12 protein-coding genes are annotated in these 18134 nt (G+C 59.6%); 5 read left to right on the forward strand and 7 right to left on the reverse strand.

Features of this window, described 5'->3' with window-relative positions:
• Window positions 1–1010, reverse strand: a 1010-nt coding sequence (locus E2I15_RS07690; RefSeq protein ID WP_155262265.1) for a Gfo/Idh/MocA family protein, incomplete at its 3' end; no start/stop codon positions are given.
• A 379-nt stretch (window positions 1011–1389) separates the two neighbouring features.
• Here E2I15_RS07690 and E2I15_RS07695 point away from each other — a divergent pair.
• From E2I15_RS07695 to E2I15_RS07710, 4 genes are all read left to right on the forward strand, one after another.
• Complete coding sequence (locus E2I15_RS07695) at window positions 1390–1878, forward strand: hypothetical protein (protein ID WP_246668479.1); 489 nt, start codon at window positions 1390–1392, stop codon at window positions 1876–1878.
• Window positions 1879–1912: 34 nt separating this feature from the next.
• Entirely contained in the window at window positions 1913–2185 is a 273-nt protein-coding gene (locus tag E2I15_RS07700; protein ID WP_137484074.1) for a hypothetical protein, read from the forward strand.
• 38 nt (window positions 2186–2223) lie between these two features.
• Window positions 2224–2436 (forward strand): hypothetical protein, encoded by a 213-nt coding sequence (locus E2I15_RS07705; RefSeq protein WP_137484075.1) that lies wholly within the window; start codon window positions 2224–2226, stop codon window positions 2434–2436.
• 511 nt (window positions 2437–2947) lie between these two features.
• Entirely contained in the window at window positions 2948–3163 is a 216-nt protein-coding gene (locus E2I15_RS07710; RefSeq protein ID WP_137484076.1) for a hypothetical protein, read from the forward strand.
• A 72-nt stretch (window positions 3164–3235) separates the two neighbouring features.
• Here the strand turns inward: E2I15_RS07710 and E2I15_RS07715 are convergent, their stop codons facing one another.
• Window positions 3236–3637, reverse strand: coding sequence for a hypothetical protein (locus E2I15_RS07715; RefSeq protein ID WP_155262266.1), 402 nt, complete (start codon window positions 3635–3637; stop codon window positions 3236–3238).
• 624 nt (window positions 3638–4261) lie between these two features.
• Between E2I15_RS07715 and E2I15_RS07720 the strand changes: the two genes are divergently transcribed.
• The gene (locus E2I15_RS07720) at window positions 4262–4897 is read left to right on the forward strand and encodes a hypothetical protein (protein ID WP_137484078.1); all 636 of its coding nucleotides are present in this window, start codon (window positions 4262–4264) and stop codon (window positions 4895–4897) included.
• A gap of 177 nt (window positions 4898–5074) precedes the next feature.
• Here the strand turns inward: E2I15_RS07720 and E2I15_RS07725 are convergent, their stop codons facing one another.
• The 5 genes from E2I15_RS07725 to E2I15_RS07745 form a co-directional block, all read right to left on the reverse strand.
• Window positions 5075–9904: a DUF11 domain-containing protein gene (locus E2I15_RS07725; protein ID WP_170991841.1), complete on the reverse strand. Its 4830-nt coding sequence runs from the start codon at window positions 9902–9904 to the stop codon at window positions 5075–5077.
• A gap of 471 nt (window positions 9905–10375) precedes the next feature.
• Complete coding sequence (locus E2I15_RS07730) at window positions 10376–10861, reverse strand: hypothetical protein (RefSeq protein ID WP_137484081.1); 486 nt, start codon at window positions 10859–10861, stop codon at window positions 10376–10378.
• A gap of 21 nt (window positions 10862–10882) precedes the next feature.
• Window positions 10883–14176: a hypothetical protein gene (locus E2I15_RS07735; RefSeq protein ID WP_137484083.1), complete on the reverse strand. Its 3294-nt coding sequence runs from the start codon at window positions 14174–14176 to the stop codon at window positions 10883–10885.
• 175 nt (window positions 14177–14351) lie between these two features.
• Complete coding sequence (locus E2I15_RS07740) at window positions 14352–16403, reverse strand: hypothetical protein (protein WP_137484085.1); 2052 nt, start codon at window positions 16401–16403, stop codon at window positions 14352–14354.
• A gap of 253 nt (window positions 16404–16656) precedes the next feature.
• Window positions 16657–18036, reverse strand: coding sequence for an adenylate/guanylate cyclase domain-containing protein (locus E2I15_RS07745; protein WP_246668480.1), 1380 nt, complete (start codon window positions 18034–18036; stop codon window positions 16657–16659).
• Window positions 18037–18134: the final 98 nt, after the last annotated feature.

Consider the following 18134-nt stretch of genomic DNA (forward strand, 5'->3'; position numbering starts at 1 on the left):
TCCTCGCCGGTCTCGATCGACTCGTAGAGGGCCGAGATCAGCTCCAGGCTCTTGCGGCCCTCGAGCCCGTCGACCAGCGCGGCGCGCTGGTTCTCCAGGCAATCGACCACATGGTGATAATAGGCCTGATGGCCGAAGCCGTAGACGTTGGGCGGATTGACCGAGAACTTCTCCACGACGTCCTTGTCCGACGGCAGCTCGTCGACAAAGCGCCAGTGCCGGATCTGGTTGACCGCGAAGCCCGAAATCTCGACGGTGCCCTTCTCACCCAGGATCGAGAGCGAGCCCTCGAGATCGGTCGGGCGCGCCGCAGTGGTCGCCTCGATGATCCCGAGCGCGCCGTTGCGGAACTTCAGCGTTGCGACGGCCGTATCCTCGGTTTCGATATTGGCCAGCGCCGTTGCCGCGCGCGCATGCACGCTCACCACGTCGCCGAAGAACCACTCCAGCATGTCGACATGGTGGCTTGCCTGATTGGTCAGCACGCCGCCGTCATAGGCCCAGGTGCCGCGCCAATCGTCCTGGTCGTAATAGGCCTGGTCGCGGCACCAGCGCACCCGGACCGTCCCCAGGATGAGCTTGCCGAAGCGGCCGGCGTCGAGCGCCTCGCGCGCCTTGACCACCGGCACGTTGAAGCGGTTCTGCTTGACGATGAACATCTTGACGCCGGCCTGGTCGCAGGCCCGGATCATGTCGTCGGCGTCCTGCAGCCGCAGCGCCATGGGCTTCTCAACCACGATGTGCTTGCCGGCCTTGGCGCAGGCGATCACATGCGCGGGATGCAGCCCGCTCGGCGTCAGCACGGCGACGGCATCGATGTCCTTCCGCGCCAGAAATTCGTCCATGTCGTAATGGGCCGGAACGCCGAACTTCCCGGCAACCGCATCGGCGCGCGCGCGGATCGGATCGCAGACTGCGACCAGGCTCGCTCCCTCGACGTGATTGCCACCCAGGAGATCCGAGTGACGCTTGGCGATACGCCCGCACCCGAGCAAACCAAATCTGATCATGCAACAGGCCCTGTCTAATCCTGTGGCCGGCTACCATCTGAAGAAGATAACAAGCGCAGCGACCAACCAGATTGGCGAAAGGCCAATCAGCATCGAAAACCAAAAACGCAATTCCCTCCGAGCAACCGCACGCGCGCTCATCGGCTCACTCCACTATACAAAACCCGTAATATTACGGTAGTCGAATGGATAAGATGCCACTCTTATGAAAACGTCGCTTTAGCACTATTTCCAAACCTCTCTCATCCGTTATATTCGTTGTCAATATTGGGCGGCGCAACCATTGTTTTCCCCATGACAGCGACATTGATGATCCTCATTGCGGGATCGGTTTTGCTCCTGGCGCTATCAGTTGTGGCCGCATATCGGATGGGTTTTCGTGAAGGCCGAGAACAGGGGTTATCGGAGTCTTACCTTCTCTATGGCAGCACACGGCGCACGTCTGAGAATGGAGGACTCAATAGCCAAGGCGTACAGAAGAGTGCTGTTCCGTAAGGTTTCCAGCATTTCCTCTAGTACACGGGTGACGGTTGGTTCAACGCTATTCGCCTTGGCTGCCAGCGGCTTCCTTTACCTGATCCCGCAGCAGCCGCCGGACCCGAGAATTCGGCAGGCCTTCCGTCTTTGGCAAGGCCATGCCTACGTGGTTGTTGTCAAATATCCCATTGCCGAACTGACGTCTGCTCGTCTTTACGAGGATGGTGAGCCTTTGGGTCCGGCAAACAGCGATCCGCAGGATATTTCTGCAAAAGGGCGCGGACTCTATAAGCTGTATCGGCGATCCGATGAAACAGTGCCGATCTTGATGTTCTCTACGAGCGACAATACCGACCCAAACACCAATGGCAGGAAGTATCGACTAAAGTAGTTGGGCGACTTCAGCCAATTCAGGGATATAGCCCATGAGGATTTCCACGCGAGCTCTCATCATCGCGGCCATCATTTTTAATTTTATCTCCATCGGATTATCCGAGGTGCAGCGGAGACAGCTGGGCGAAGCAAGCACGGAGGCCTTGATTGAATTGCGCAGAATAGAAAAAATACGTCTCGACCAGCAGTCAGTGGAGCTTGATCGGACCTACAAATTGATCGCCGAGGTCAACGCCCGCGTGAACAACGTCGAGCTCCAATTGCAGGCTCTTCAGAAGCCGCAAGTCATAAACGTTGCCAAGTAGAGCTCGCGAGCCGCGGCAGATCGCAGGAGGTTTTGCCGTTGAGTGCTTTCTTCGTCGGTCAAGAACACGTCATCGGGCTTCTCTTGATTGCAGCGGGTTTCCTGATGGTGCTCGTCGGTCTCATTGCGAGCAGACGGCATCGCCGGTTTGAGGAAAGTCAGGAAGAGGAGAACCTGCCCGATCCGTCCCGGCCGCGTATGGCGCCCTTACCGAATTTGCTATCTACGGAACGGCCGGAACAACGAGACTAGCGGATACAAGGCGCAAGCCGCCTGGCGTGGCATTTGGGCGGGATCGCCGTTCTCTGGCTTTATAGGGCCGCATTTGTAGGGTCCTGAGCCGCCCTATTGCTCGGATGAGGCCAAATGATCGGTCTCGGCTAGGAAACGGGCGCCATCGCAGATGCAAGCCAGCAAGCCTGGTGAGCCGCGCGGACAAAGATCAGCTGGATACAAATGCCCTAAATAGGACAAGGAGAACCACGACGGCGATCGCCGGTGCGTAAAAGTTCTTCCATTCGTAATTCTTACGATGGCGATACGCTTCACACGCCGCTCTCTCCACCGGATCGGACGAGGACGCCCAGCGGCGCATCATAATCGTGTCAGCGTGGTTAGTCCTGAGCTGATCGCGGTTGTTCCAGCCGTTCGGTACGTTCAAGCCGAGCCAGTAGCTAGTCCATCTTCTTGTTCCCCATCTTTCCCCCGACCGTCACGACCTGACCGACTGGCAAATCCGCCACAGAATTCCTATTTCGCGGGCATGTCCGTTACAATCATCCGAAAGTCGATCGAGATCCCGCTGGAGGTCGCCCGCCAATCCGCAGCGGACATGCTGGCATATCACGCCGAGCAAGATGACATCCGGCGCGACCGGATTGCAGTCGACACCAGATACATTCTCCTGGAGCACGTGCCGGCCGGTACGAAACTGCGATTGACCGAAGTCAAAGAGCTCTTTGAGTTGAGCGATGACTGAGCCAGCATGCATCCTTTGCGGCGATACTGGCTGGGTCTGCGAGAACCATCCGGACCAACCGTGGACTGGCAATCACGCTTGCCGGTGTGGCGGCGCTGGCGCGCCCTGCCCGAAGTGTAATAGGCCGAAGCCGGATGATGAATTACCGCGGTTGCCGCGAGGATTTCGACGCATGTTCAGTCGGCGAGACCGCAGAGCATAATAAACCCCGCGGATAAAACCAGGCGCAACGACAGCAAGAGCGATGATCCCTTTAGCCTCTAAGAGCGGCCTCATGTACGACGGATCACCTTCTTTTCGCTCTTTCAAATGAGCATGTCCCTTCTTCTTGAGCGAAATCACTTGTGGTGGCGAGCGCACTCGTGATCTGCGCCGGATCGTTCGTAAACCCAACGCATCAGCAATGCACTTATTGCAGACAAGGTTCGGGCGTTGAGACGAGATAAAGTCTTTGATACCCTGGGGAACGCTCATGAAGTCCCTCCGCTGCAATCGCTTTTCACACGCCCATCCGCGTTAGCGTGCGGGCGCCACCGCGACTTTGGCTCTCCTGCTGATCGTCGCCAAAAACGACGCCGTCGGGCTCGAAATATCGTGTCCCGGCGGCGCCCTAGACGCTGGGCCCCTGAAATCCCCAGCGCGGCACGATCTAGCAGCCGGCCGGCCGGCCGTTTGTGAACCAGTTCTCACACTTCAGTCTCCGTAATATCCCGGCCCTTGCGGCCGCTTGATGGTTGATGAAAGCTGAGGCATTCGTCCTTGAGAAGATCCACCGGCTTGGTCGACGTCGGGTTGAGCGGGAAGCCCACAGTTCTGATCCAATAGGTGAGCGAGAATGCGGAAACGCATCGTCAGATCCAACGAAGCCGCGACACGAAGACTGTGCGGTCCAAGCCGCGTCCCCGGCTGGTGAGGCTATCGACCGAAAGACAAGTGCCTACCGAGTTGTTCACCTGGATCGCAAGACAACTAAAGCGCACGCTGATCGAGCAAGAAATTGCAATAGTCGGAGGATTAATATTGGCTCGTCCCTGCCTGCAGATACTCGAAAACGTAAGCGTGCAATCCGAGTCGCGTTGAAACAGCTTAAAGACCAAAATGGCCGAGCCCACTGACCTTCATCCAATGGACCAGTTCTATCTTGCCTTCGGCAAAGCGATGGCAGCTTGGGGCGAAGTCGAGTATGGAATGTCCATATGGTTCGCGACTTGCACGGGCCTGCACTACGACATCGCGAAGGAACTGTTCTTTTCACCTAAAAGCTATTCCGCGAGATCTGATCTATTCAGCGCGGCACTCGACACAGCAGGCGGCACTACGCACATTTGGCTGCCACCATCCGAGCCGCCAAAACTCGATCAACACTGGCTGGATCTTATTGCCGCCGGCCGCAACAAAGCAATCATGTACAACTCGGTTCGAAATCGGTTGGCACATGGTGTCATGCATCCGAACAGAAGCTCGGTTTCAGGTACCGAATGGCGACTGAAAGAACCGTCGGAATGGCAACGCAATGAAGGTTACACGCAATCTCAACTGTTAATCATCGCTCGTAATTTCCGCAAGCTGTCCGAAGTTCTTCGCATGTCGTGGTTGACGCAGACACGAAAAGAATCCCCCGAGCCTTTTGCAAGACAGCTTCTCGAATTGCCTAACGAAGCAGATTCCAGCGAGCCCAGCGAGAAGCAAAAGCTCGCGATTTCCAAGCTGGGCCCACCGACCAAACAACCGTAAGAACCCCGCTTACGCTCGACCAAAGGTTGCGAGGGGAGCCTAGGCATTTCTAGAGGCGAAGCGGCTCCAATATGAGCGGATCCGCGATTGCAGGCGTGCTCGTTGTCATCAACTATTGCCTGCGAAACAAGACAAGCAGCTGACGCAATAGGTCTGTTTTTGCCGCCACTCACTAGTCTAGATGTTCCAGAACTCGTTCGACACGCCCCAGCTAGCGACAACTTTTAAGCCTTCGTGACTGCCCGGCTCCTCCAAAAGCGACGCCGTGAGAGTCGTGCCCTCGAACTGAAGGTGGTCGATGGCACCGCTGACAGGATCCTGCGTGGTGGCGAGAAACCGCCCAACCTGGGTTGTCTCACTTACGTCCCGCACCGTCCAGTAACTATCCGGCGTTAATGCGCTGCCAACGAGATCGAAATTGTTGAAGAACAACAGGTCCAGCTGACCTCCATCCTCCTTTGTGTCCTGAGTAACAAAGTCGGCCTTCCGATCCCCGTTTAGATCCGCTGTCCCGACCACGTCCCAGTAACGGCCGCGAAGGAGAGCGCTCTCGGTGAGCTGGGTGCCGGTGAAGTAAAGAAGATCGATCTCACCGGCGTCGCTTTGCGTCGCTATCGCGATCCGGCCGGAGCCGTCGAAATCGCCGGCACCGACGACGTTCCAGTACTGGCCATCCAGCAATAGGCTTCGTTCGATCGCCCCCTGATCGTTCGAAAAAAGGAGGTCGATTTGACCGGATGCGTCCTGCGTAATTAGGTCAATGCGGCCATCGCCGTCGTAATCGACGTCCGCTTTCACCGGCCAGTACGCACCGCCAAGGTGGCTTTGGCTTAGTGTGTTACCCTTGAATTCGAGGAAGTCGAGCTGGCCGTCGCTAGTCTGTCCCAGTACGCCGATCCGTCCGCTTTCGGTATAGAGCTGGTCTGGTAGAGTCGAGAAGCCAAGGTCGACCACGACAATGTCGTCCTCTGTCTTCACGTGATTGTTTGGAGTCGAATCGGGATCGGGTTCGTCAACCGCGATCAACTCAGCCGTGACGTGGTGCGCACCTTGGAGGGCGGCCGAGCTATCGAGAGTTAGAACGAGATCGCGGGATAGAAAGTCCCGGACGTTGCCAAGATCCCAAATTCCCGTAGCCGGATCGAAGCTGCCTTGCACGGTAGAAATTCCGGTAACTTGGACGCCGTCCGGGGTATCGACCGCCACCTTGATCGCGCTCGCGATGCCCGGCCCGCTGTTGTTGAGGGATATCGTGAGTGTCGAGACATCATTGTCGTCGGGTAGAGTTGCGTTCGCAGTGAGCGATAGATCCGCGGACTCCAGGCCGAGGCTCTGGACATTGAGCTCGCGAACCGACTCATTGTCAGTCGAGTTCGACTCCCCATTCGCCTGCACCGACGAACTTGAAAGCAACGGCCCAGCTGCCTGCGCCAGTCCGCTAACTGTTACTGTCACGGTCTGGCCAGGAGCGATTGTGCCCAGCCCGAGCTGATACGTATCAGTCGCGGACAGCGTACCGCTCCCGTTGAGCCTGAGATTGCCCGCATTGGGGATAAATTCTGAGAAGATGACGCCGGTAGCCGGCGCCCCACCTTGATTTGTGATCTGAACCTCGAACGAGAACGGCTCGTTCAGCGCCAATGCGTCAGGTGGATCAAGGGTGGTGACCACCAGATCGGCAAGCGATGGAGCCGGCGGCGTGGAGAGGACGCCGACCGAATTGCCGTCGTTTGCCGGTTCGGGGTCGTAGGTGTCGGCAATGACGACGACGTCGGCGGTCAGGGTCGTCGGGTCGGTAGGGACGCCGTCGGTATCAACCACGATCTCAATCGAGGTCACGCCTGCCGCCGCGAGATCACCCAACGCAAACGTTAGCTCCCCGTCGCTTACGGTTGACGGAGTGATCGAAGCGCTAACGAAAGCCGCAGCCGCCGGCAAGTTCACCAACGCGACGACGCCCGCCGCCGCCACCGACGCGAGATTTTCAACCTTTACCGTGTAGGTGATTTGATCGCCCCGGGTGATAGAGGCCACCCCCGCCGTGATCGTGGCCGCTAGGTCAACCGATGAGCCGGCCGTCACTTTCTCCGAGCTAAACTGGGTTAGGATCGGGTTGGCGTTGTCGTCGACGAGCGCGTAAACGAAGTAGTCACCTGCCGCGACCGACGTTGTGTCCCAAACGAAGCTCCCTGCCCCGTCGGCCTCTGTCGTCGAACCGATGAACACCCCGTCCGCTACCGAATCGTCGTCGTCGTACCAAAAGGAGATATTGGCAGCCGAATCTGGGTCGAAGGACTCAAAATCAATCCGAACATCCCCATCCGAAAGTTTGACGAGGCCTGGTGTCAGAAACCGGAAGGTCGGGCCAGGCGTTTCGGTGAGCGCCTCCGTGCGAACCGTGCCGAGCCCTGTCGAGTCGTCTACGTCAACGTGCCAACGGCCTTCGACCGGATTGATGGCGACTATGGTCCGTTGAGTATCTGACGAGAGCTCGTCCACAATTGCGATATTGTTGGCAGCGAATTGATCTTCCGTGATGATCGTGCCGTTCGGAAGCGTTACGAGAAGCTGCACGCTGGGATCGGCGTTATCCCATTCGGCCGCAAACAGAACGTACTCCTTCGATGCCGGGATGTCCCAGCTGCCGACAACTGGAAGGTTTCCGGCTCCGATCCTGACCATGGTTCCGTCGAAATTTGCGCGGATGCCGGCAGTAACGTCGATCTCGAAGCCAAGCTTCTGGATAGTGATCTGGCCCCAGCCAGCGACAAAGTCGTTCGAATAATTTCCGTCGTTCGTGAACTTGATTGCATAGTTAGCGTTCGCCAGCTGCGCGCCACCGAAGAGAGGCACGTAGTTCGGGATGCCGACGGTCGCAGCACCGCCTGTTCCAAAGTTGAACTCAGTGTCGAATGCGACGGTAGTGTTTGTGACGACCAGCCCGTCCAATAAGTTGAAGGAGCCAACCTGCTTCATTAGGCCGGCGCTCCAATCGAGCGTGGTCGTTCCGGTTGACTTCGCGATCGAAAGCGGTCCCACCTTGTTACCGAATGCATCGAACTCGATCGTCAGGAGCTCGAGATTGCTCGTCCCTTCGATCATCTTCGGAGTGATCTTCCCGTCGAGATCAAGCCGGGCCAGGCGACTACCTCCTCGCTGCGGGCCTAGAGTTGCCGAAATGCCGCCGCTGAACTCGATGTCCGCAGGATTATTCTCGGCGAAGTTATTGATTTTGCCCCGCACACCTTGGAAGAAAAATACGGGATAGGACGGAATTGGCTTGTTGATGTTGTCGAGCTCGACGCCGACCGCATCGAGGCTGAATGGATTCGTGAAAAATTCCAACGATGGCTTGACAGCCAAGCCCTCACCGAAGCTCACGCCAAATGGCGTCCTGACGGTCGCCGAGCCGCCGATCTCATGTGTCACAGTGTTGATCGTGAGCTCGATTTCACTAAGCCCCCACCCCTTGGGCATAGCAAGGTCACGGCCAACCTTGAGCGAGCCGACAAGATCGACGCGCGCGTCATGATTTATCTGAACGTAGTTATTCCCGCTGAGGTCGGCTTCGACCTTGGATATTCCGCCGACCGTCTTTGCGAAACTGTCGAACGAAATCTTGCCCTGCAGGCGAAGCGCGTCCTCTCCTGCGCGATATTCCAAGGACAGATTCTTGGCTTCAACGTCGACGACATTCAAAAGCTTGAACGTTGGAGCATTGGGCAACGATATTTTGCCGCCATAGGCAAAATGCGGTCCAGTGCTGTCGATTATAAAGGCGTTTTTTCCGGCCGAAACGGTTGGGACGAGCAACCCGCTCGCCTGGTCCGGTAGAACGAACGAGATATCGAATCCCAACTCGTTCTGAAGCAGCGTGATCGATTTGAAGTCCACGTCAAGGCCGGCAAGCTTGAACTCACCGGTTCCTGTCTCCGAGATAGCCGACGATCTAGTCTGCGGCGAGATAGACAAGTTGGCTTGGAACAGCGACTGCGTGACTCCGCCGATATCGGAAAAGATCGTGCCGTTCTTGATATCGATGGCCGACTTGTCGTATTCCGTCGTCGTGTTGATGGCGTGGAAAAGCGAGGCTCTTCCATCCTTGCGGCCGACCGAAACCGTGCCCGTCGTCTCGCACTTATCCGTTGTGGGGTTATGAGTGAACGAGCCTCCGGCCGCGGCGATGGTAAGAGGAGAAATGTCGTCGCATTCCTCGGCAGTGACGGTGTAGCTCCAGGCCGTCCCCGCATCGTCCGTCGCAACTCGGATGTCGATTTCGTCGGAAGTCCCCTGCGGGATCTGAATTGTGCCTGATCTACCGCCGCCCACAAAACCGGTGTCCAGGAGAGTCTTGCCCTCGTAGCGGATAATGAAGCGATCCGGGATCGTAAAGTGCTCGTATGAGTAGGTCAGCGTTCCGCCGCCCTTCGTCTCCAGCTTGAGGGTCTGCTGACTTCCTTCAAAACCGCCGCTGTCCGAGACGGTAGCAAACTCGGCGGCGTAGACAATTCCGTCCAGTGTAACCGCCCCGCGGCCGTCCCCAATCGGCCCCCCGAGGGGCTCGCCGCGTACCATCGCGGCAAAGAGGAAACCCTCGTCGCCCGGCACCTCATCCTCGCTCACGCGCTGGCTGATGGCGTGCCCAATCTCCTCCAACAGCACATCTTCCAGCCGTCCCTCCATGCCTTCATGGAGCAACCGGTCGGAAAACAAGATCAGGTCAATCGCCGGCAAGTAGGCTCCGTCCGCCGTTGGCAGGACCGAGGTATCGACGACGCGGATCTCCGGTATACTGAACTGGCCACGGATCATCTGATCCAAAAAGACAGTCAGTAGCTCGGAGTCTCCAAAGAGCTTGTGGGCTTCGACGCGATTGGTCTCAGATTCTGCAAAAGCTGCGAGCTTACGCCTCGCTAGGTCGACTAAGCCACGGATGACATAGTCGCCATCGGCAGTCGCGTTGGCCAAAGAAGCGTCAATGGAAATGACATCATCTGAAGGTGCCATGACTTGCCATCCAAAAAGAGCAAGCATCGGAGCGCTTTCCGCCGGTTCAACCCAACGGAAACAGACCGTTCAGACGTGACGACAGAACTAGTCCAACGCGTCGAAGCGGGCAAGCAAAGTAAAGCAATCTCTTCGTGCGCGACGAAGCTTGCAACGTGAAATCAGCTTTGGCGAAGTTTCAGCGACTTGTCAGGCTTAGATAATCAATTCAGATCTAAAGTAATAATCAATAGCGTTATCCAACCATAACGTTTGGCTCACTTAAATCGCTTTTTTTTGATTCAACGCTGTCGCGACAACTGGTCGCACTCTGTGGTTGCTTACACGCAAGAGCCCTTATCGCTCGCACTTTGAAGCAGTCGCGCAAGCTCTCGGTGTTGCTAGACGAATTCACTAGCGGAAAGCTGCCACGCAAGAATTGTTGGAGACGTTCGATTCACTCACCCTCCTCAGGCAATGCGTGGCTCACGCTCAGATAAGGAAGGCCGGCTCCGTCGACGACTGAGCCGAGACATCCTTCGCCCGAGACGCCAACTCCCCCTCGATCTTGTCGATTTCTGCCTGGTTGCGCTCGATGAAGGCTGCGAGCTCCTCGCGGGACATTTCGGCCAACGCTTTTTGCTGCGGGACCAAATCCTTCCGAGTCGGCGTAATGTGCCCTGCGCGGTCAAGCACCTTCATGGACAGATCCGCGCGCACGCGCGCGCTCACCTTTTCATCCTGCAATAGCGATTTTGCAACGCGGTACGCCAGCGGTGCGCCGACGGCGGCAAGGTCGAGCTGTATCGATTCCGAGACGGCGGCGGCGACGGCCGGCAGGCGCAGCGTCCGGTAAACCGATTTCGGGTGATAGCCGGCCAGATTAGCAGCTTCCTCCGGCGACTTACCTTGCACCACGATATAGCGCACCAGCTCGCGTTGCTGCTCGGTTATGTCTGATGCTGTCAATACGGTCATTTTTCCCTCGAACGTTGGAAGCTAGTCGGCGTCGCCCTGGCGCGACGCATTTGCCGCCGCAATGAGCCGGCGAAGGTTGACGTTGTGCCCTGGCACTTCCGCATTCTTTATCGGCCGCTCGAGCAGGTACGCCGCCACATCGGGATTGAACCAAGCCATGTGAACGATCTCATCGACGTTCTGTTTGTTCGACGGCAACATGTCGAGCAGCAGCTTGAATCGCTTGATTACGCCGCCGCCTCTCAGGTCGCCGTACAGGTGACGGATAGCCAGCTGAATGCCGCCGGGGATGCTCAGCTTCTCCGCGGTGTCGGAGCCGACCGTCGACCGCTTCTCGGCCTCCTTGAAGTACTCCAGAAACTTGTGCGCCTGGCGCAAGTTGCTCATCTCCTCGGGGTCGAACGTCTTGGCGAGCAGCCCCTCGTTGTCCTTGAACTCCTTTGCCAAGCGAGCGAATTGCACTTCCGGTGTCTCGCCCACTTGGCGCGTCCCCTGAACCCGATTGGCTAACACCTCGGCAACCGCAGCCTTCCAGCCGCGGCGTGCGGCCTCATCGTGGCCGACGAGTGCATTGATCTCGTCCAGCCTCTTGCCGGAGGAATACTTGCTGCCGAGAAGCTTTGAGGCAACGTCGCGCGGATCCTCCCGGAGTAGCGTGCCGATGGCCGAACGATCGAGTTCTGCCTCGGTTGCCTGGCGCGTCGCGCGCGCAGAATCGAGGTTTGCCCTCGCCTCCGCGGACAGTTGCTCGCCACGTTGCGTCGTCGAGACAAGGTCGTCGAACTCGCGCCGCAACGCAGGAAATTGCGCCAACACCTCCGCGTTCATGTTCGTCCACGCGAGCGCCCGCCGGGGATTGATCGTACCATCCGGGTTCAAGGCAGATTTGGCGAAGTCCGAACGATAGTAGTCACGGACTGCGGCTTGCGCCGCCGGCGCCGCGGGAGAGCCGTCGAGTGCCCGAGGCAAGGTGGCGGCCGCCTCCGGCGAGTTCAAGAACCGGCTCGCGGTCTCGCTCGGCGGCGTCGCGCCACGATTGAGCGTGCCGTCGGCTTGCTGGCCGCCGCGGTCAATCTCCCGGGTAAACTTGGCCATCTCGTCGTTCGGCTCGGGTCGAAAGCGGCCAGCGAACTGGCCGTAATTGGCATTGGCTTCTGCGTAGCCTGGTGCAGCTTCGATAGTCCGATTGATCGCCCGCCCCAGAGCGGAGATGTTGTCGGCAAGATCGAAGTTGCCGGACTGCTGAGCGCGCTGCTGGGCCGTCTTGATGTATTTCCGCAGGTCGGCCAGATCGCCGCCGCCCGCGGTGCCGGGGCCGCCCACGTTCGCACCGGTCTCCGGATCGATCCGCGGCCGCAGCGCGTCCAGGCGATGCATGAAGTCGTTCGGCAACGTCCCGGGCGCCAAGCCGTTTGCGTTCCGACGGACCCGATCGATAGCGGCGAAAATGTCGTCGGCCGGGAGTTCCTCGGCGCGGCCCGGCGCGGTGTCGAACTGCCGATTCTTCTCGGTGCGCGCCGGCACGTAAGTACGATCTACCAGCGCTTCGTCGAGCTGGCGGGAAGCGTTGGCCTGCGCTTGCGAGTTCGCGATCGGCGTGAACGCGGCGCCCGCCTCCCGCTGGGTGCGATCCAACGAGGCGGCGTGCTCCTCGGCGTTCCGAACCGGCTCATCAGCGACGGCCAGACGTTCCTGGCGCGCCTGGCCTGCCCGCCGCACCACGGCACTGAGGTCCGCATCAGGATCGCGCATGCCTTCGACGCGTTCGGCGGCGGCTTCCTTGACGTTCTGATCGCGCCGGACGAAGTCGGGCGACGACCGCAACCGAGCTCCCTGCTCGAGGGAAATCAAGCCCGGATCGCGCGAGAGGAGCGCTGTGGTCGGAAGGGCCGACGTGTCCACGGGTACCTGCCCCGCCGGCGGACGGAGAAGCTCGGCGGCATTCTCGCGGATATCCTGCGCAAGCGCCTTCGGCGCGCCGCTGGCGGCGCCTTGGAGCCTGCTTGCCGCTTTCTCGATCGCAGCCTCCGGATAGGGCGCCCGCGTGTTCGGGTTGAGCGGAATCTCCCGCGTTGGTCCACTAAGCGCCTTTGTGGCCATGCCTCGGAGCAGGCCCGCGACACCCTCGGCGGCGCCCTGGATCGCGTTTGCTCCCATGCCGCCAGCCAGGGGCGCGATCGCTTCCGCGACCATCCTCGGATACTTGCCGCCGACGACGGCCTCCTTTGGCACGTAGTTCTCCGCGGCATCGACGGCCGCACCCGCACCCATGCCGCCGATCGCATCGCCGACCACCGTGCGCGCCGGCGCCGCGGTGTAAGGACGGGACATGGTGTCGAAGAAGCGACCGACAGCCGTCTCGGCCGGCTTGACCGCCGCGGCCACGGCCGGCGCGCGAGCCGCCAGCATGGAGCCAATACCGAGGGCCTGCGTACCGAACCGATTGACCTTGTAACCGAGCTTCTCACCGGGAGACATCTCGCTCTCGGGGATCGAGTACGGCTCGGCAATATGCTCGATCATTTTCGACGCAGGCGTGGCGTAGGGAATTTTGCCGAGGTTCGGCCCGAGGATCTTGTTCAGGCCGCCAGCAATCGCGTTCTGCGCGCCAGCCGCGAGGTCGAACGGCATGGCGACGATATCGCGCAGACCGGCGCCGACGCCTTGGGTGCCGACAGCCAGGCCATGCAGCGCGCTGGGCTGGCCATTAGCACGCGACGGCGCGATCTCGACGCGCGGGAGGCCGTTTGGGCCAATCGGTACCCCGCCGGGCGTGAGGGGCGCGGCGCTGATCGCAGGTAGCGCCGGTGCGGTCGCAAACGGATCGTGGTCGACTGACACAAGCTTTGGCTGCCGCGGAACGGTTGTTGCTTGAAACGGTTGTGCGGGATCGAACGGAGGCTTCGTAGCTACCGCTTGAAACGGCTGCTTCGGATCGAACGGAGGTTTATCGGCCGCAAACGGATCGTGATCGACAGGAATGAGCTTCGGTTGCCGTTGTGAGCTCGGCGGAGCGGGCGGAATAAGGTCGTCGAACATTCCCGGTCGCGGCGTAGAGTTTGGCTGCTTCGGGATGAGATCGTCGAACATGCCGGGCTTACGGTCGAGGGTATCCCCAGGCGGCAGCGGTGGGATGGGCTGAGGCGCCGCCACCACTCCGCCACCCCCCGCCATCGGAAAACGACGATCCGAGGTCGGCACATCTGCCAATCGCGGAGAACGGGCCAGATTACCGAGCGCACGTTGAATATCGGCTCGGGTGAAGTTGTCGGGAAATTCGTGCGTCTGCCCTTCGAACTGGACAATCTGGCTCATGCTAGTAAGCCCTGATAATCATGTTACACGCAATCATCGTATGGCCGGCACTGAGCTCGCCGAGCTTGAAGGAAATATCGTCCAACGGAGATGTCACGTTTCAGGCTGAGGGCGAACCGGCGGATGCGCCTTGTCTGGTTATGCTGCCCGAAAGTCTCAAAAGCGAACATCGAGGTCAAATGTTGCCATTCGTGGGCGCCGTCACGCCCGTGATGTTGTAGGCGCCCAACGTGTTTGCAATCGAGACGTTTCCAACCTCAACAATAGACCCGACACTTGCGTTTGAGTTGAACCCCCATCCGCCATTGGCGATCGCGAGGTTGCCAGTAAGAGAGATGCCAAACACAGCATTCGTCGCGCTGCCCTGAAGATTGTACCCGTGGCTGCTCGCGCCGGTGACCTTGTTTCCTGTCAACGAAATATACGCCGTTGAACTGTTCGCAGATCCGCTGATCAGGATTCCATTGACCCCGCCGACCGTACTGTTGCCGGAAACGGACATGTAGAGAGCGTCGATGATGGTGATGCCGGCGGTGCCCCCGCTCGTCGCATTGCCAACGACAGTATTGTTTTGCGGTACAAGCCCGTCAGCTTTGTCGACCAGGATGCAGCTCGCCCCCGATGATGTCACGACAACAGTGTTGCCGTTAATCGACGAGTTACTGACGGCACCCCCCATCGATATGCCCTGAAACAGCGTCGCTTTGACGTTATTCGAATGAATAACCATCTGCGCCAGAGCGCCGGACGAAGTCGCGCCCGTCACGATGCCGTACTGCGCGAACGAATTCCCGTCGACGGCGTTGTTGACGATCTTCACGTCGCTCATCGCGAACGTATACGATTCCGCCGCGATCCCGCGGTTGACGTGACCTGTCACCGAATTGTTGTTGGCGTAAATGCCGTTCGTGTTCCGGAAGTCGATGCCGTTGTAGAAGCGGCCGATCACGACGTTGTCCTCGACCGTTACGTTCGTGCAGGTTCGGAATCGCAGCGCATGATTGCTGTCGGACAGATCGCCGTTCAACGGGTAAACGTCGAGCCGCCAGCTTGCGTAAGAGCCGGCGCCAACGGACGTAGTCGCCGTAACGGAAAGCGTCGTGCCGCTATACGCGGTGATCTGCGCGATCATGTAGTTCGTCGGCGCGCCGGCGGCGGTGATCTGGACGAAATTGCCGACAATGAGATTGAGCCCCGCCGGCACGGTGTAAGTCTGCGAGCTGTTGCCGATGGTGTTGCTGGACGTGGACGAAAAGCCCGCCGTGGTGTCGAAGTTCAGACCCCGCACAGAGACATTCCTGACCGACGTCCCCTGCATCACCGCCGCGACGACGTTCGACGTCCGCTTCAGCGTCAACAGATTCCCGCCGGCCACGTTGGTGTTGGCCGAAAGGCTGATCACGCCGGTCGGGATGACGGCCGTGCCCGCCTGGTCCTTTGCCACGACGCCGAAGGTCGCCGAATAGTCGACCCACGCCTGGATAGCGACCGTGTCATCGGCCACGCCATCCAGAACTGCACCCACCTGCCGCGGCAACACGGCGTTGGTGAGCAACTGCCAGTATGCCCCGTCGGCGCTCTGGAAATGCCAATTACGGACAACGCCCGGCGCCGATGCCAACCGCGTGTAGGTTCCGCCTCCGCCATCGTTGGCGGCCGCGTAGCCAGTCGTCGCGATGAAGCTGAGAGCCGCTGAGATCGTGGCCGCGGCCGCAACGGCGCGCGTGCTATAGCCAGGAACGGGACCGGTGGGGCCTTGCGGGCCTTGATCTCCCTGCGGCCCTGTAGGTCCTTGCGCTCCCGTGGCGCCCGGAACGCCTTGCGGGCCTTGTGGACCCGACGCAATGTCGGCCACGAATAGCCAGTAGCCGGCCGCCAGATCGGTCGCGAAAACCGTCGAGGTGTGCTTGACAACGCACCGATAGAGCGCGCCCGCGGTGACGACGCTGTTGCCGACGATGTAATCCTTCGACGAAACCCATGCGTCCGCCGGCGCGATCCCTGCGCTTTGCAAGTTCGGCGAGAGCTGGTCGTAGCCAACGGCGCCGTTCGCGATCGCGCCATCAGCCCGCGCTATCCCCTTCAGGAAATCCACGATTTCGGTGGTCGACTGCACAACCGCATTGAGGTCCGCGTTGACCTTCGTCGCCGGCAGCGGCCGGTTCGGGTTCGCGTTCTGGTACGAGCTGTAATCGTACTGACGGGCGTATTTGGTGGGATACGACATTTTCGCCGACGGGGTTGGTGTGGGTTGCGCGAATGCGCGCGGTGTGTGCCGTCGGCGAAGCGGCGTTGCGTCCGTAGATTGAAGTGTAACGGCGAAATGTAGTCACAAAGTGAATCGAGAAAGCGGAAAGTATGAACGCGTCAGCACTGGTCCGGCTAAACGATGTCCGCTCTGCATCCGCGAACTAGCATTCCGACCGTCCGAAGGACCGTGAGCTAAGGGCCAAGGCCGGACTCCCCCGCTGGCTGGCCGTTCAATGATTACCCCCATCGATAACACGGAGCGCCGGTTGGCTAGCCGTGAGCGGCACGTTGTAGGTCACGATCGGCTGGGTGAGCCCCTTCAACGAAACTGCGCAAAGATGTTCAGTGGCTACGCTTCCTTTGAGAGCCACGTTGACGCGCTGGCTGAGCAGAATTTGGCCGTCCTTAGCCTCACTGCACAGCCGTGCCGCCACATTGCACACGGTGCCAATCGCAGTATATCCAAAGCGCTCGGAAAATCCGATCTGGCCCAAGGTCGCGTAACCCTGCGCGATGCCGGCGCCAAATCCCAACTCACGGCCTCGCTCGCGCCAGGCCGCGGTCAGCGACGACGCAGCCTCGCGCATCGCGACGGCCATATCGACCGCGCGCAGAGCCGGGTCGGGGATCGGTACGGGGTCGTTGAAGAACACCATGATCCCGTCGCCGGAGAACTGGTCGAGCGTCCCCTCGAACTGGCTGACGAGCGGCCCGAGCGCGCCGTGATACTCGCGCAGGAAATTCAACACCTCCTCTGGCTCGGCGGTCTCGGTGAAGGCGGTATAGCCGCGCAAATCGCAGAACACGACCACGATCTCGCGGCGGTGGCTTTCGAGGATCTTCTCGTTTCCCTGCGAGACGATCAGTTCGGCCAGTTGTGGAGCGAGGAAGCGCTTCAGACGTCCGATGCGGCCCAATTCCTCGACTTGCTCGGCGACCCGCGCTTCGAGGCTCCGATTAAGCTCGGCTACTTGATCTGTGCGCTCCCGCAGTTCCTTGAGCAGCCGCGTGTTCTCGATGGCGATCACGGCTTGTGCCGCAAAATTTTCCAGCAACTCGACCTGCTTGTCGCTGAATTCTTGCACCTCCTTGCGGTAGACGGCAAAGGCGCCGATAAGCTTGCTCTCTTTGAGCATCGGCACAATCAGAACGGTGCGGGCTGCGGCGACCTTGTAGATCAGATCGTCGGGATGCTCGGTGGCAATATCGGCAATGTGAACCAGCGCCTTGGTCTCGACGAGGCGCCCCAGCGAAGGCGCCCCATCAAACGGCGCGATGAAGTGTGGCGGCGTTTCCTGGTCGGGCGCATACGATTGCGGCACGTTTTGCGCGGCCATTCGCGCTACCCGCCGCAACCTGTCGCCTTCGTATAGGAGCAGCGTCCCAAAACTGGCGCTGCAGATGCGCACGGCATTTTTCAGCATGGCCTCGAACACCGGCCCAAGCTCGCCAGCTGAACTGGCGATGACCTTCAATATCTCGGCCGTAGCCGCTTGCTGCTCGCGGGCCTCCTGCAACTCTTTGGTCACATCGGAGATCGGAGAAATGCGGCGCTTACTTTTAATGGGCTTTTTGTGGTCGCCCATAGAGTTCGCCTTGCGGGTTTTCACCGCGCTCCTGTTGCCTCTCGTTTTTGACGGCCGCGCCATATCTTACCCTGGGGTCGGGAGGTGCATCTTATAGGGTCAGGCCACAATTCTGGAAGGGC

It is taken from the genome of Bradyrhizobium sp. BR2003 (assembly GCF_009720285.1).
Classification (GTDB): Bacteria; Pseudomonadota; Alphaproteobacteria; order Rhizobiales; family Xanthobacteraceae; genus Bradyrhizobium; species Bradyrhizobium elkanii.